Below are 14,564 nucleotides of genomic sequence, written 5' to 3'. Positions count from 1 at the left end.
TACGGCGGGTCTCCAAACGGTAAACCCCGCAAACGCCGGAACCACATTGAGGCACTCAGCCTTGCAAAAGCTTAACGTGAAGATAAACCAATGAACCCAGACCTGAATCACCTGCACCCTTATCCGTTTGAAAAGCTCGCCAAGCTTAAAGCGGGCGTGGAGCCGCCGGAACATCTATCCCATATTGCACTATCCATTGGTGAGCCCAAACACCAGCCGCCGGCATTCGTGCTCGACACCCTGAGCCAGAACCTCAACCGCGTCGCCAACTACCCCGCGACCAAGGGCCTGCCGGAATTGCGTCAGTCTATTGCCCAATGGGCCGAAAAGCGCTTTGCACTGAGCACGGGGCAACTCGACCCCGAGGCGCAGGTCCTCCCCGTAAACGGCACCCGCGAAGCCCTGTTCGCTTTCGCCCAGGCCGTGGTGGACCGCACCGCCGAACAACCATTGGTGGTCAGCCCCAACCCGTTTTATCAGATCTACGAAGGCGCCGCCCTGCTTGCCGGAGCGCAACCGGCGTTTCTGAACTGTACCGCTGACAACCACTATATTCCCGACTTTGCCGCCGTCGACCCGAACATCTGGAAACACTGCCAACTCCTGTACCTCTGCTCACCGGGCAACCCGACCGGAGCGGTACTCACGCTCGAGCACTGGCGCACCCTGTTGGCACTGGCCGACGAGTATGATTTTGTAATTGCCTCGGATGAGTGTTACTCCGAACTCTACTTCGACGAACAGGCACCCCCGCTTGGATTGTTGCAGGCCTGCACAGAGCTCGGCAGTGAAGACTTCAGCCGCTGTGTGGTCTTTCACAGCCTATCCAAACGCTCCAACCTGCCGGGCTTGCGCTCTGGGTTTGTGGCCGGTGATGCGTCGATTCTCGCGGAGTTTTTGCGTTACCGGACCTACCACGGTTGCGCCATGCCGGTACCCTCACAACTGGCGAGCATCGCGGCCTGGGAAGACGAGGCGCATGTGCGGGCGAACCGAGATCTGTATCGCCAGAAGTTCGCGGCGGTGCTGGACATCCTGGACGGCTGCCTGGATGTTGCCAAACCTGAAGCGGGCTTCTATCTCTGGCCGCGCACGCCGGTGGACAGTGAGACGTTCGCCCGGGAGTTGTTTGCCCAACAGAACATTACCGTCCTCCCCGGCAATTACCTGGCCCGCGACACCAAAACCGGCAATCCGGGCGACCACTATGTCCGAATGGCATTGGTGGCATCCCTGGACGAATGCGTCGAAGCGGCACACCGGATTCGCGAGTTCATGAAACAGTACTGAGGGTCTTCGTAGGAAGTGCTGCGGGATGTCGCAGTACTAGGCTGGAACTTCGAATGGAGTGCTGCGGGAGGGGGTTCCCCTTTGGGGCACGCTGTGAATACATCCCTGTACGCTCTGCACCGGCCATCCAGGCCGGTGACGGTCTCAAAGGGGCTCACCCTTCCTCCGCCAGGAGTAGCCGAACGTTGGCTGGAGGTAGTGAGTAGGTCGGATTAGCACAGCGTAATCCGACATGGGCTCTCCTCAAGCAGTGGTTTTTCGCCAAGCAATGTCGGATTACACGCTTCGCGCTAATCCGACCTACTCACTAGCAAGTCGATACAGGCGAGAGTCAGCTATCTCCCGGAGATATCCACCCGCAGCACTCCGCTACAACGTCCCTGGCAAACAGGCAACACCTGGCGCTATTTTTGCAGTAATCCGAGACAAACCTTCATAACGTCAAGTTTTTGTCTTCGAGGACTCAAACCGTGGATAGCGCGATCTTTATCGAACTGCTGGATACCTCCCTCAAAGTCGCCCTGGGGGCACTCATCGCCGGGGTGGCCGGATGGTGGGTCATGCGGCGCAACGCCATTGTCGGCTCCCGCTCCCCCCAGGAAAACCGCAAACTCAGCCTGCTGGAAGACGTGTCCGGACAAGTCGGGCGGGTTACCCACACCTTCGCCAAATACTCGTCACTGGCCGCCGAATCCATCCAGTTTGGCAAACGCTGGCCCAAAGAGCGCCGCGCCGAGCTGGAACAGATCAGCGCCGAGTTGGTGAACGAGTTCAAAGGGCTGGCGGATGCCGAGGCCAAGCTGCTCATGCTCGGTGAAAACAACCTCGAGCGCAGCCTGCGCCTGTACGGCAGTCAGATTGCCCAGTTCCGCAAGCAGGTGTATGCCGGGCGGGAGGATATCAGCCTGGAGCAGATTGCTGCGTTCAAAAAAGAGGTAGCGCGCACCCGGGAGAAGTTCTATGAGCTGCTGAGTCGCAAGTACGATCGGCTGCTGGCGAACGCCTAGGTTACAACCACCACACATAAAAAAACCGCTCACAACGGAGCGGTTTTTTCATAGTCACACCAATCCAGTTCAGGATCAGGGATTGCCGTAACTCATCAGGCGCTGGTAGCGACGCTCGAGCAAATCGTCGATGGGCTCGTTGCTCAGACGATCCAGCTGCGCACTCAAGCGCTCCTTGAGCTTGCTCGCCATGGCGTCGATATCCCGGTGGGCGCCGCCCAAGGGTTCCGGAATGGTTTCATCCACAATGCCCAACTCCTCCAGCACGGTGGAGGTCACACCCATGGCCTCGGCGGCCTGGGGCGCCTTGGCCACGGTTTTCCAGATGATGTTGGCACAGCCTTCCGGCGAGATCACAAAATAGGTGGAGTACTGCAGCATGTTGAGCTGATCGCCCACGCCAATGGCCAGGGCGCCACCGGAGGAGCCCTCACCAATCACGGTGCAGATGATCGGCGTGCGCAGGTGGGACATCACCGCCAGGTTCTGGGCGATGGACTCACTGATACCACGCTCTTCCGAGTCGATACCGGGGTAGGCCCCCGGGGTGTCGATCAGGGTCAGGACCGGCAACTTGAAACGCTCGGCCATTTCCATCAGACGCAACGCCTTGCGGTAGCCTTCCGGGCGCGGCATACCGAAGTTGCGATACACCTTATCGTTGACACTACGACCTTTTTCCTCGCCAATCACCATGACGGGTTTGCCGTCCAAGCGGGCAACGCCGCCGATAATTGCGTGATCATCGCCGAAATGGCGGTCACCGTGCAGCTCATCCCAATCGGTGAACAGACGTTTGATGTAGTCAGAGGTATAGGGGCGATGCGGGTGGCGGGCCACCTGCACCACTTGCCAGGGGGTCAGTTGCGCGTAGATGCTCTCGGTAAGCTTGGTGCTCTTTTCGCGCAGCTTGGCAATTTCCTCGGTGATATTGAGGTCATTATCGCTGCCCACCAGCTGCAGCTCTTCGATTTTGCCTTCGAGTTCGGCGATGGGCTGTTCAAATTCCAGATAATTCAGATTCATAGTCGGCTTTTCAGGCTCAGTGTTGTCGTCCGATCAATAAACGCGGATGGAAAGGCGCCTAAGATACGCGAAACCGTCAAAATAGTCGACCTCTGAGGCGGCGTGGGTGGGTGACTCTGGGTTGCGGCGGGTGCGCGCTTTGCGCTTACCCGCCCTACGCGAAGGTCGGGCGGGTATCGGGCGGGTCAGGAATAGACCAAGTGGACGCTCTCTGGGCCATAGGTGTCGCGCAGGCGTTGGAGCAGATCATCCTCGGGGCGGACCTGCCAGGCCTGACCCAGGCGCACCTGACCACGGGCGCCCTGGCGGGTGTAGTCGATCACGATGGGACAGCGGCCCTCCCGATAGGGATCCAGCAGCTCGCCCAACTGGCGCGAGAAGTTGGCTGACAGAGCGCCCGCCTCCACCGCCAGACACAGCTCCCGAGCCCGCTCCTGACGCATATCCGACAGCAGGCGCAGTTGATCGGCGCGCATTTTCAGCGAACCGCTGTAGTCGTCGTGGCTAACCTGCCCGGTGATCACCAACAGGCTGTCTTTCAACAGCAGGTCCCGGTATTCATTGAAGGTATCGCTGAACACCGCCACCTCGATGCGGCCGGTGCGGTCATCCAGGGTGACAAAGCCCATGTTGTCGCCGCGCTTGGTTTTCATCACCCGCATGGCCACCACCAACCCGGCCACCGTCTGGGACTCTTTCTGGGGTTTCAGATCGATGATGCGGGAGCTCACCAGGTGGTTCAGCTCACTGTCGTACTCGTCGATCGGGTGCCCGGTCAGATACAGGCCGAGGGTTTCCTTTTCGCCATGCAGGCGCTCTTTCATGCTCCAGCTGCGGACTTTGTGAAACTCCCCGTAGGCATCCCCTTCCGGGTCACCGCCGGGAATCACATCGCCAAACAGATCCACCATGCCAGCACTCTGATTGGCGGCTTTCTGCTCGGCGGTTTTCACCGCTTCGTTGATCGCCGCGAACATGACCGCGCGATCGTAATCAATATCCACGCCCGGGCCCAGCTTGTCGGCGGCACCGGAGCGGATCAGGGCTTCCAGGGCCCGCTTGTTCACCTTGCGCGGATCGACGCGGGCACAGAAATCGAACAGGTCCTTGAAGGGACCGTCCTTGCGCGCCGCGATGATGCTTTCCACCGGGCCTTCACCCAGGCCTTTGATGGCACCGAGACCGTAGATGATGTTGTTGTCATCATCCACGCTGAACTGGAACTCACCGGTGTTCACATCCGGTGGCAACAATTGCAGGTTCATCTGGCGACATTCTTCGATGAAGGTCACCACCTTGTCGGTTTTGTCCATGTCCGAGGACATGGTGGCGGCCATAAAGTGTGCCGGGTAATGGGCCTTCAACCACGCGGTCTGATACGACACCAACGCGTAGGCGGCGGAGTGGGATTTGTTGAAACCGTAGCCGGCGAACTTTTCCACCAGGTCGAAAATTTTCATCGCCAGGTCGGGATCAATGCCCTGCTCTTTCGCCCCCTGCGCAAACACTTCCCGCTGCTTGGCCATTTCCTCGGGCTTTTTCTTACCCATGGCCCGGCGCAACAGGTCGGCGCCGCCGAGACTGTAGCCCGCCAGTTCCTGGGCGATCTGCATCACCTGTTCCTGATACACGATCACGCCGTAGGTCGGCTTGAGAATCGGCTCCAGACGTTCGTGCTGGTACTGGGCATCCGGGTAGGCCACCTTGGCGCGGCCGTGCTTCCGGTTGATGAAGTCGTCCACCATGCCCGAGTCCAACGGGCCGGGACGGAACAGGGCCACCAGGGCGATCAGCTCTTCCAGGCTTTCCGGCACCATGCGCTTGATCAGGTCTTTCATGCCCCGGGATTCGAGCTGGAACACGGCGGTGGTTTCCGCCCGCTTGAGCATATCGAAAGTGGGCTTGTCGTCGAGGGGAATCGCGGCGATATCCAGGGGCTCCTCGCCCACCTTGGCGCGCTGCTGATCGATCATTGCCTTGGCCCAGTCGATGATCGTCAGGGTCCGCAGGCCCAGGAAGTCGAACTTCACCAGGCCGGCGTCTTCCACGTCGTTCTTGTCGTACTGGGTGACCAGACCACTACCGGTCTCATCGCAGTACAGGGGGGCGAAGTCAGTCAGCTTGGTCGGGGCGATCACCACCCCACCGGCGTGCTTACCGACGTTTCTCGCCAAACCTTCGAGCTGCCTGGCCATTTCCCAGATTTCCTGGGCTTCCTCGTCGACTTCGAGAAATTCGCGCAGTACCTCTTCCTGTTCCAACGCCGCTTCCAGAGTCATCCCCGGCGTGGCCGGAATCATCTTGGACAACTTGTCCGCCAGGCCGTAGGACTTACCCTGAACCCGAGCCACATCGCGCACCACGGCCTTGGCGGCCATGGTACCGAAGGTGATGATCTGACTGACCGCATCCCGGCCATAGTTGTCGGCCACGTAGGCGATCACCTGATCGCGATTGTCCATGCAGAAGTCGACGTCGAAGTCGGGCATGGAAACCCGTTCCGGGTTCAGGAAACGTTCGAACAGCAGGTCGTACTGCAGTGGATCCAGATCGGTAATATCCAGTGAATAGGCAACCAGCGAACCGGCACCGGAACCCCGCCCGGGCCCTACGGGAATATCGTGGTCTTTGGCCCACTGGATAAAGTCCATTACGATCAGGAAGTAACCGGGGAACCCCATCTGGATGATGATATCCAGCTCAAACTGCAGTCGGGTTTCGTAGGCTTTTTTACGCTCCTGATAATCCGCCGCCTGCGGATCGAGAATTCGCTCCAGTCGTTTGTACAGACCTTCGTAGGAAATTTTCTCGAAAAATTCGTTCTCGGTCATTCCCTCGGGAATGGGGTACTCGGGTAGATAATATTTACCGAGTTCAATATCCAGGTTACAGCGCTTGGCAATTTCGACCGAGTTTTCCAACGCTTCGGGAATGTCGCTGAACAGCTCCGCCATTTCCTCGGGCGAGCGCAGGTACTGCTGATCGCCGTAGCGCCGTTCGCGACGCGGGTCATCCAGGGCCCGCCCCTCACTGATACAGACCCGCGCTTCATGGGCCTCGAACTCGTCTTGCCGAAGAAACCGGACATCATTGGTCGCCACCACCGGACACTGCGCCTGCGCCGCGAGGTCCACCGCCGCGTGCAGATAGTCTTCATCGTTGTCGCGACCGGTGCGTTGCAGCTCGAGATAAAACCGGTTGGGGAAGTCCGCCATCCAACCGCTGAGCAGTTCTTTGGCCTGATTCTGCCGACTGGCGATCAGCGCCACACCAATATCACCGAACTTACCTCCGGAGAGCGCGATCACGCCCTCGGCCAGTTCACTGATCCACTCGCGCTGGACATAGGCGATGCCCTGCTGCTGGCCTTTTTGCCAGGCGCGGGAGATCAGTTCAATAATGTTTTTGTACCCTTTGTTGTTCATGGCCAACAGGGTAATCAAAGTGGGTTTGCCGTCGGGGTCGGCATTGGCGACCAGGAAGTCGCTGCCGGCAATGGGTTTGAGGCCGGCGCCCTGGGCGGCTTTGTAGAATTTGATCAGGCCGTAGAAGTTGGTCTGGTCGGTGACGGCCACCGCCGGCATGCCCAGCTCGGCCACGCGTTTGACCAGGGGTTTGATGCGCACCAAACTGTCCGAGAGGGAGTATTCGGTGTGTAATCTGAGATGGACGAATTGTGTGGTCATAAAATCTGCCGGGTATTAAAAGAGTTCAATCTGCTCCAGGCGTTCGCGGATTGGGGCGTAGGATGTGCGGTGGATGGGTGTGACACCCAGGGTGTCCAGCGCCGCCATGTGGGTTTTGGTCGGGTAGCCTTTGTGCTCCGCGAACCCATAACCCGGATACTGCTGATCGAATGCCACCATCTCGCGATCTCGCGCCACCTTGGCCAGAATCGACGCCGCACTGATTGCCGGGTGACGGCTATCGCCCTTCACCACCGCTTCCGCCGAATACGCCCACTGGGGCAGACGGTTCCCGTCCACCAGCACATGCTCCGGCGGCGGCACCAAGCCCTCTACCGCGCGGGTCATCGCCAACAGACTCGCCTGCAGAATATTGAGCTGATCAATCTCCGCCACCGACGCCCGGGCGATACACCAGGCCGCGGCCTTCTGTTGAATCTCATCGAACAACCGCTCGCGCCGCTTCTCGGTGAGTTTCTTTGAGTCATTCAGGCCATCAATGGGTTGCTTGGGATCCAGAATCACCGCGGCGGCCACGACGTCGCCCGCCAGGGGGCCTCGACCCACCTCATCCACGCCAGCGAGCCATGGGCCAGTGTACGCCGGTTCGAACGGTTCCAAAACCACGCTCATCGGGCCCGGGTCTCCAGTAGATCCGCAATGGCTGCAGCGGCTTTTTCACTGGCATTGCGGGCGAGGTTCCGGTGCATATCCGTGAAGGTCTCCACCAGTGCCTCAGTCTGCTCCGGGTGGTCGATATAGTCCAACACCGCCGCGCTCAGCGCTTCCGGTGTGGCCGCGTCCTGAAGCAGCTCCGGTACCAGGGCGCGGTCGGCCAACAGGTTGGGCAGCGAGACGTACTTCGTTTTCAGCATCCGGGACAGGATCGCGTAGGACAAGCGGGCCATTTTGTAGGCCACCACCATGGGCGTTTTGAGCAGCATGGCCTCCAGCGCCGTGGTGCCGGAGGAAATCAGTGCAACGTCGGCCGCCGCCATGGCCTGCTGGGACTGCCCCTGCACCAGGTGCACCGGTAGATCCACAAACTCGGACAACTGATGATGAATCTGCCGGTAGCGTTCGGGGCTGGCGGCGGGAATCACAAACTGCAGGTTGGGCCGGTGCTCCCGGCACAGCCGGGCCGCCTTCAGAAACAGGGGGCCGAGTTGCTCTACCTCGCCACTGCGGCTGCCCGGCAGCAGCGCCACCAGGGGGCCTTTGTGATCTATTCTCAGGGCCGCTCGGGCGCCCATGGCGTCGACCTCCAGCGGAATTTCATCGGCCAGGTCGTGGCCGACAAAGGCCACGGGAACCTGATGTTGCTCGTAAAAGGCCGCCTCAAAGGGCAGCAGGGTCAGCATCAGGTCGACACTGCGGGCAATGCCTTTGATCCGCCCCTGGCGCCAGGCCCAGACCGAGGGGCTGACATAGTGCACCGTGGGCACGCCCGCCGAGCGCAGGTGCCGTTCGATATTGAGGGTGAAATCCGGGGAGTCGACGCCAATGAAGACCGCGGGCGGCTGCTCGGTAAAATGATTTTTCAGAAACTTGCGGATTTTGAGCAGTTCCGGCAGGCGCTTGAGCGGGTCGATCAGGCCCATGACCGACAGTCGATCCATCGGGAAAAACGAGTGGAAGCCCTGCTCGAGCATACGCGGTCCGCCGATGCCCGAGAATTCGCAGTCCGGATAATGCTGGCGCAGAGCGCGCATGAGAGCGGCGCCCAGAATATCACCGGACGCTTCACCCACGACCATACCAATCTGCAGTCGGCCACGAGATGAGGTCGATGTCGAGTGCCCTTGCGCTTCCATAGAAAGTTCCTAGCGAACAATACCGCGTGACGAGCTCCGGATAGAGTCCACCATCACTTCGAGCGCCCTGCAATCGGCCACCATAGGCTCCAGCTCGGCCAGTGCTTCGCCCAGCGTCAGGCCGCGGCGATACAGTAGCTTGAAGGCTTTTTGAATTGAGGCGACTTCCGACCTGTCAAAACCGCGGCGCCGAAGGCCTTCCGCGTTGATACTCTTCGCTTCCGCCGGATTGCCGTTGGCCATGACGTACGCCGGCAGATCCTTGCCCAGAGCGGTTCCCATGCCGGTAAAGCTGTGGGCGCCAATGTGGCAGTACTGGTGCACCAGGGTAAAACCACTGAGAATCGCCCAGTCACCAATGTGAACATGACCTGCCAGGGCCGTATTGTTGACCAGAATGCAGTGGTTGCCCACAACACTGTCATGACCGATATGCACATAGGCCATCAACAGATTGTGATCACCGATGGTGGTCTCGCTGCGGTCCTGAACGGTTCCGCGGTGAATGGTCACCCCTTCACGGATGATGTTGTGATCACCGATGACCAGCCGAGTGGGCTCGCCTTTGTATTTGAGATCCGGCGTTGCTTCGCCAATAGTCGAGAACTGAAAAATATGGTTGTGCGCGCCAATTCGGGTCGGCCCCTTGATGACGACGTGAGACTCAATCACCGTACCCGAGCCGATTTCGACATCAGCACCGATTATCGTCCAGGGCCCGACTTCCACGTCGGGCGCCAAGCGGGCATCAGAATGAATAATCGCAGTGGGGTGAATCAACGCTGTTCTCACTCTTGTCCGGGAAGTTCGAGGGTGGAGGGGGGCTCACACGGAACACCCCGGGGCTTCTATTAAACCTTGCGGTCCGCACACAGAATGTTGGCGGAGGCCGCCAGAACGCCATCGACGGTGGCCTTGCACTCAAACTTCCAGATGCCCCGCTTCACGGAAACCACCCGGGACTCTAACGTCAGACGATCACCGGGAATGACCTGGCGCTTGAAACGCACATCATCCACACCGGCAAACAGATAAATGGAGCCATCTTCCGGCTTCTTGTTCATGGTTTTAAAGCCCAGAATGCCCGAGGCCTGAGCCAGCGCTTCCAGAATCATGACGCCGGGAAATACCGGGCTTTGCGGGAAGTGACCGTTGAACACCTCTTCGTTGACCGAAATGTTTTTGTAAGCGACGATTGACTCGCCTTCCACTAATTCCACAACCCGATCCACCAAAAGAAACGGATAGCGGTGTGGCAGGTATTCACGTATTTCTCGTACATCCATCATAGTCAACGACCCCTGGGTGTTCATGATTGCCCGCCTGAGTTGGCCGGCAGTTTATCTCTGACGCCGCCATCCGGCAGCGATAGGTTCATCTATTCGTCGAGCTTTTTCAGGCGTGTGGCCAACTCGTTCAATTGCTTAAATCGCACAGCGTTTCGACGCCACTCTCGGGTGGGCGCCAGTGGGGTCCCGGAGGAATAGGAACCAGGCTTTTGAAGGGAGTGCGTGACCAGGCTCATGGCCGTAACGTGTACCCCATCGGCAATCGTCAGATGGCCCACAATGCCCACTCCGCCAGCAATCGTGCAATTCTCCCCTACCGTCGTGCTCCCGGCAAGACCCGCTTGTCCCGCAATGGCCGTATTTCGTCCGATCGAGACGTTGTGCGCGATTTGCACCTGATTGTCGATTTTTACGCCATCCGCGATTCGGGTATCGTCCAGTGCGCCCCGATCCACCGTTGTTCCGGCGCCTATTTCAACATCATTACCAATGACAACACTGCCGAGCTGGTGAATTTTCAACCAGCCGTCGGCGGTGGGGGCAAATCCGAATCCGTCTGCGCCAATGACCGCCCCACTGTGGATCACACAGCGCTCCCCCACGCGAATGTCGTGGTAGAGAACGGCGCGGGCGGCAATTCGCGTTCCCGCGCCGATGTGACAGCCATCGCCAATGCTGGCTCCGGCCCCGATCTCGACGCCTTCCGCCAGCACTACCTGGCGGCCAATCGTCGCCTGGGGACCGATGCTAACTCCCTCCGCCAGTTGGCAGCCATCGCCGATCACGGCAGTAGGATGACAGCCAGTGGGTACCGCCGGCCGGTCATCGAAACGTTCTGTCAGCCGGGCATACGCCTCATAGGGGTTGGCGGTCAGAAGCTTGTTACCCGGGTACTCTGCGGCCAGATCCGGACGCATGATCACCGCCGAGGCGCGCGTGCTCGCCAGATACTTCCGATAAACCGGGTTGGCAATAAAACTCAACTGCCCCGGCAGCGCCGACTGGAGCGTTCCCAGCCCGCTCAGGGGGCAGTCGCCATCGCCTTCAAAATCGGCATCCAGCCACGCCGCCAGCTCTGCCAGAGTCAAGGTGGGTGACACACTCGGGCCCTCTATCAGTTAGCCTTGTTCAGCATGTCAGTCAGGTCATCGGTGATGTCATACTCTGCTGAGGCGTGGAACGCGCTCTGGCTGTTCAGCACCAGGCCGATTTTTTCCGCTTCGATCAACTGCGCCAGGGCTGACTGAGTCTGTTCGCCCATTTCCTGCATGATGACCTGCATCACCTGCTGGCGCTCGCCTTGGAGCCCCTGCACGGTACGCTCATACTGCTCACGCAGCTCGCGCATTTCCTGTTGCTTGGCCTGCTTCTGCTCATCGGACCAGGTCATGCCGTTTTTCTGAGCATCCTCCTGAAACGCCTGCAACTCAGAGGTCAGACTCTGGTAACGGGTGCGCAGAGCGACGTAATCCTCGTCCTTTTCCAGGCTTTCCAGACGCGCTTGTGCTTTATCGGTGCCAAGCACGGCGGCCTGCAGGTCCAGGACCACGACTTTACCTTGCGCCAGCGCGACGGAGGAACCCAGGAGCAATACCAGCCCGAGGGCGATTTTCTTTGCATTAGCCAACATGATGTTAATTTCCTCTGTATTATCAATAGGTTAGGAAATGAAAAGGCCCTGCAATCAGGGCCATTGAGTCCCCTGAAGGGGTCATATCCTGCGGGCAAGGCCCGAAAAAGGGCCAATGATACCGCGTTAGAAGGATCCACCCAAAGAAAACTGGAAAAATTCCGCTTTGTCTTCCTCGTTTTCGTTGATTGGGCGGGCCACCGCGAAGGTCAGCGGACCAAACCCGGTAATCCAGGTCAGACCAAAACCGGCGGAGGCACTCAGCCGATCAATATCCGGTTCGTAACAGTTGCGCTGGCGCTCAGAGCAGGTGGTGCTGAACACGTTGCCCGCCTCCACAAAGAAGCTGGACTGCAGCATACGCTGGTCTTTGATGAACGGCAGCGGGAACAGAATCTCCGCGCCGGCTTCAACCTGAATGTTACCGCCAAAGGCATCGTAGCGGCTGTTGCGGTTGCTCAACTGGCTTTGCCGCACGCCGTACTGGGTGACCAGTTCGCCGGGATTACACTTGAGCGCGTCCAGGTCATAGTTCTCACCAAAGGCTTCCTGATCTTCACACAACAGGTAGCCAGAGGAGGTTTCGCTGTCAGAGATGACGCCATCGCCATTGGCATCGTCCCAGGCAAAGGGCACGGTATAGGAGCGCTCTGCCGGCGTTGACCGCGGACCGAGGCTGTTGCGCTCAAACCCGCGCACCGAGCCGAAGCCACCGGCGTAAAAGTGTTCAAAGAACGGCAGCTCGGTATCCCCATAGCTGTCCACAAACCCCAGATTGGTGCGCAGTTTCAGGGTCAGAGCACGGGTGAGGGGTTTGTAGGTCTCGCCCTGGAACTGGATCTTGTAGTACTCGAGGTCCCCACCGGGAACCGCCGCCTCAATGGAGAATCGCTGCGAAGTGCCTCGAGTCGCGAGCATCCCACGGTTCAGGGTCGACTTGACGTAATTGAAACCGATCAGCCCATCCTGAAATTCATTGCCATACAGATCCAGATACCCCGGCTCGCCCAATACAGACTCAGTCACCCGGTTATCACTGTAACCATCGGGGAAGTCGCGTCCCATGGCGATATCTTCCCGCATCTGCTCGAGTTCAGTTTGAGTGATGTAGGGAGCCCCTTCGCCGATAACGGGCGTACGGATGATTTCTCGCGGAGACGATGCCGACGGTTTGACCGTTAGATCGCGCGCCTCAAAGCTGAATCCGATGCGCTCGATTTCCGAGATCGGATAGCCAAAACTCAATCGCGCACCATAGGTGTCGGTGCTATAACCGGCCACACCAAAGTTGGCGTAATCACTTTTGGTGTAGTACAGGTTGATGCCGCGACTCACCCCGTCTTTGGTGAAATAGGGGTCGTTGTAGCTGAAATTATAGGCGGTCCGGAAGCGGCTGTTACTCAGGGAGAATCCCACCTGCTTACCGGTGCCAAACCAGTTGTTCTGCTGGATATTGGCCGACAGCAGCAAGCCACTGTATTCCGCATAACCAATCTGCAACCCCATACTGCCGGAGGGCTGCTCTTCGACGGTGTACTCCACGTCGACCTGATCGCTGGTGCCCGGAACCTCGTTGGTTTCGACGTTGACCTCTTTGAAGAAGCCGAGGCGATCCAGGCGGATCTTCGAGTGCTCGATCTGGGAGTTGGAGGCGGCACCGCCTTCCATCTGCCGCATCTCCCGACGCAGCACCTCATCGATCGTCTTGGTATTGCCCTTGAAATTGATACGCCGCACGTAGGCCCGCTGACCCGGATCCACAAAGAAGGTCACCTTGACGGTCTTGTCTTCTTCGTTCTTCTCGGGAATCCCCTCCACTTCCGCAAAGGTGTAGCCTTCATTGCCCAGGCGCTGGGTAATGTACTCGGATGAGTTGGTCATCAGGATCTGGGAGAAATCGTCACCCTCACGCAGCATGATCACGCGCCGAACCAGGGGTTCCGGCAGTTTCAGGTCACCGGCCAGTTCCACTTCACTGACTTTGTAAATTTCGCCTTCGGAAACATTCAGGGTGATATAGATTTTGGATTTGTCCGGGCTCAACGCCACCTGGGTGGAATCAATACGAAAACTCAGGTAGCCGCGGTCCAGGTAAAAGGACTCCAGGGTTTCAATATCGCCGGTGAGCTTTTCCCGGGAGTATTTATCATCCCCGGTAATCCATGAAAGCCAGCCCGAAGATTTGAGTTCAAAGCCTTCCAGCAATTCTTCTTCACTGTAAACGTCGTTGCCAACAATATTGATACCCTTGATCCGCGCCGGCTTGCCCTCATTGACGTTGACGGTCACCTTCACCTGGTTGCGAGGCAGATCCTCAACCTCAATATCCACCGAGGCACCGTAGCGACCCTGGCCGATATACTCTCGCTCCAGCGCCTGACTGATCCCTTCCAGAGTGGCGCGCTGAAAAATCTGGCCTTCAAACAGATCGCTATCGCGAAGACTGCCCATCAGGTCTTCGGTTTTGATGACCTTGTTTCCCTCAATGGTGATTTCGTTAATGGCTGGACGCTCTTCGAGCTTTACCACCAAAACATCGCCGTCCCGGCCCATGGCCACATCGGCAAAGTAACCCACCTGGAACAGCGAGCGCGTGGCCATCCGGATATCTTCAGAAGTTACCTGATCACCCACTCGCAGTGGCAGGGCACTGAACACGGTGCCGGCAGATACCCGCTGCAAGCCTTCCACCCGAATGTCACTGATCTGAAAACTCTGGGCCTGCACCACTGCCGATAGCAACAGGGCGGCCATCAGACTCATCACTCGCATCCAAACTCGCATCATAGAAAAATTCTTTTTTCGGTTGAGATCAATTGCAT

At 58.6% G+C, this 14,564-nt stretch carries 11 protein-coding genes; 2 read left to right on the top strand and 9 right to left on the bottom strand.

The genetic code is table 11. The features are described 5' to 3' along the window. Window positions 1–90: 90 nt before the first annotated feature. Window positions 91–1,290, top strand: a complete 1,200-nt coding sequence (gene dapC / locus B3520_RS02270) for a succinyldiaminopimelate transaminase (RefSeq protein WP_286805176.1) — start codon at window positions 91–93, stop codon at window positions 1,288–1,290. Between the two features lie 470 nt (window positions 1,291–1,760). After that, a complete protein-coding gene (locus B3520_RS02265) occupies window positions 1,761–2,297 on the top strand; it encodes an energy transducer TonB (RefSeq protein ID WP_286804658.1) in 537 nt (178 codons plus the stop codon). 75 nt (window positions 2,298–2,372) lie between these two features. On the opposite strand, the gene B3520_RS02260 is transcribed toward B3520_RS02265, so the two are convergent. The 9 genes from B3520_RS02260 to bamA all read right to left on the bottom strand — a co-directional run bounded on the left by B3520_RS02260 (window position 2,373) and on the right by bamA (window position 14,529). Beyond that, the gene (locus B3520_RS02260; protein ID WP_286875295.1) at window positions 2,373–3,323 is read right to left on the bottom strand and encodes an acetyl-CoA carboxylase carboxyltransferase subunit alpha; all 951 of its coding nucleotides are present in this window, start codon (window positions 3,321–3,323) and stop codon (window positions 2,373–2,375) included. A 185-nt stretch (window positions 3,324–3,508) separates the two neighbouring features. Then, entirely contained in the window at window positions 3,509–7,009 is a 3,501-nt protein-coding gene (gene dnaE, locus B3520_RS02255) for a DNA polymerase III subunit alpha (protein WP_286875293.1), read from the bottom strand. A gap of 15 nt (window positions 7,010–7,024) precedes the next feature. Continuing rightward, window positions 7,025–7,642, bottom strand: coding sequence for a ribonuclease HII (gene rnhB, locus B3520_RS02250; RefSeq protein ID WP_286875291.1), 618 nt, complete (start codon window positions 7,640–7,642; stop codon window positions 7,025–7,027). Then, window positions 7,639–8,823, bottom strand: coding sequence for a lipid-A-disaccharide synthase (gene lpxB, locus B3520_RS02245; protein ID WP_286875289.1), 1,185 nt, complete (start codon window positions 8,821–8,823; stop codon window positions 7,639–7,641). The genes rnhB and lpxB overlap by 4 nt, the downstream gene beginning before the upstream one ends. A 9-nt stretch (window positions 8,824–8,832) precedes the next feature. Then, window positions 8,833–9,615 (bottom strand): acyl-ACP--UDP-N-acetylglucosamine O-acyltransferase, encoded by a 783-nt coding sequence (gene lpxA / locus B3520_RS02240; RefSeq protein ID WP_286875287.1) that lies wholly within the window; start codon window positions 9,613–9,615, stop codon window positions 8,833–8,835. Window positions 9,616–9,674: 59 nt separating this feature from the next. Then, entirely contained in the window at window positions 9,675–10,112 is a 438-nt protein-coding gene (gene fabZ / locus B3520_RS02235) for a 3-hydroxyacyl-ACP dehydratase FabZ (protein ID WP_024460588.1), read from the bottom strand. 89 nt (window positions 10,113–10,201) lie between these two features. Next, complete coding sequence (lpxD, locus tag B3520_RS02230; RefSeq protein WP_286875284.1) at window positions 10,202–11,212, bottom strand: UDP-3-O-(3-hydroxymyristoyl)glucosamine N-acyltransferase; 1,011 nt, start codon at window positions 11,210–11,212, stop codon at window positions 10,202–10,204. A 14-nt stretch (window positions 11,213–11,226) separates the two neighbouring features. Then, on the bottom strand, window positions 11,227–11,742 hold the full coding sequence (locus B3520_RS02225; protein WP_286875281.1) for an OmpH family outer membrane protein: 516 nt from the start codon (window positions 11,740–11,742) through the stop codon (window positions 11,227–11,229). Between the two features lie 126 nt (window positions 11,743–11,868). Further along, a complete protein-coding gene (gene bamA / locus B3520_RS02220; RefSeq protein WP_414673870.1) occupies window positions 11,869–14,529 on the bottom strand; it encodes an outer membrane protein assembly factor BamA in 2,661 nt (886 codons plus the stop codon). Window positions 14,530–14,564 lie beyond the last annotated feature (35 nt).

Source organism: Marinimicrobium sp. UBA4509 (genome assembly GCF_002388575.1).
Lineage (GTDB): Bacteria > Pseudomonadota > Gammaproteobacteria > Pseudomonadales > Cellvibrionaceae > Marinimicrobium > Marinimicrobium koreense.
This window is presented reverse-complemented; position numbering and strand designations above follow the sequence as displayed.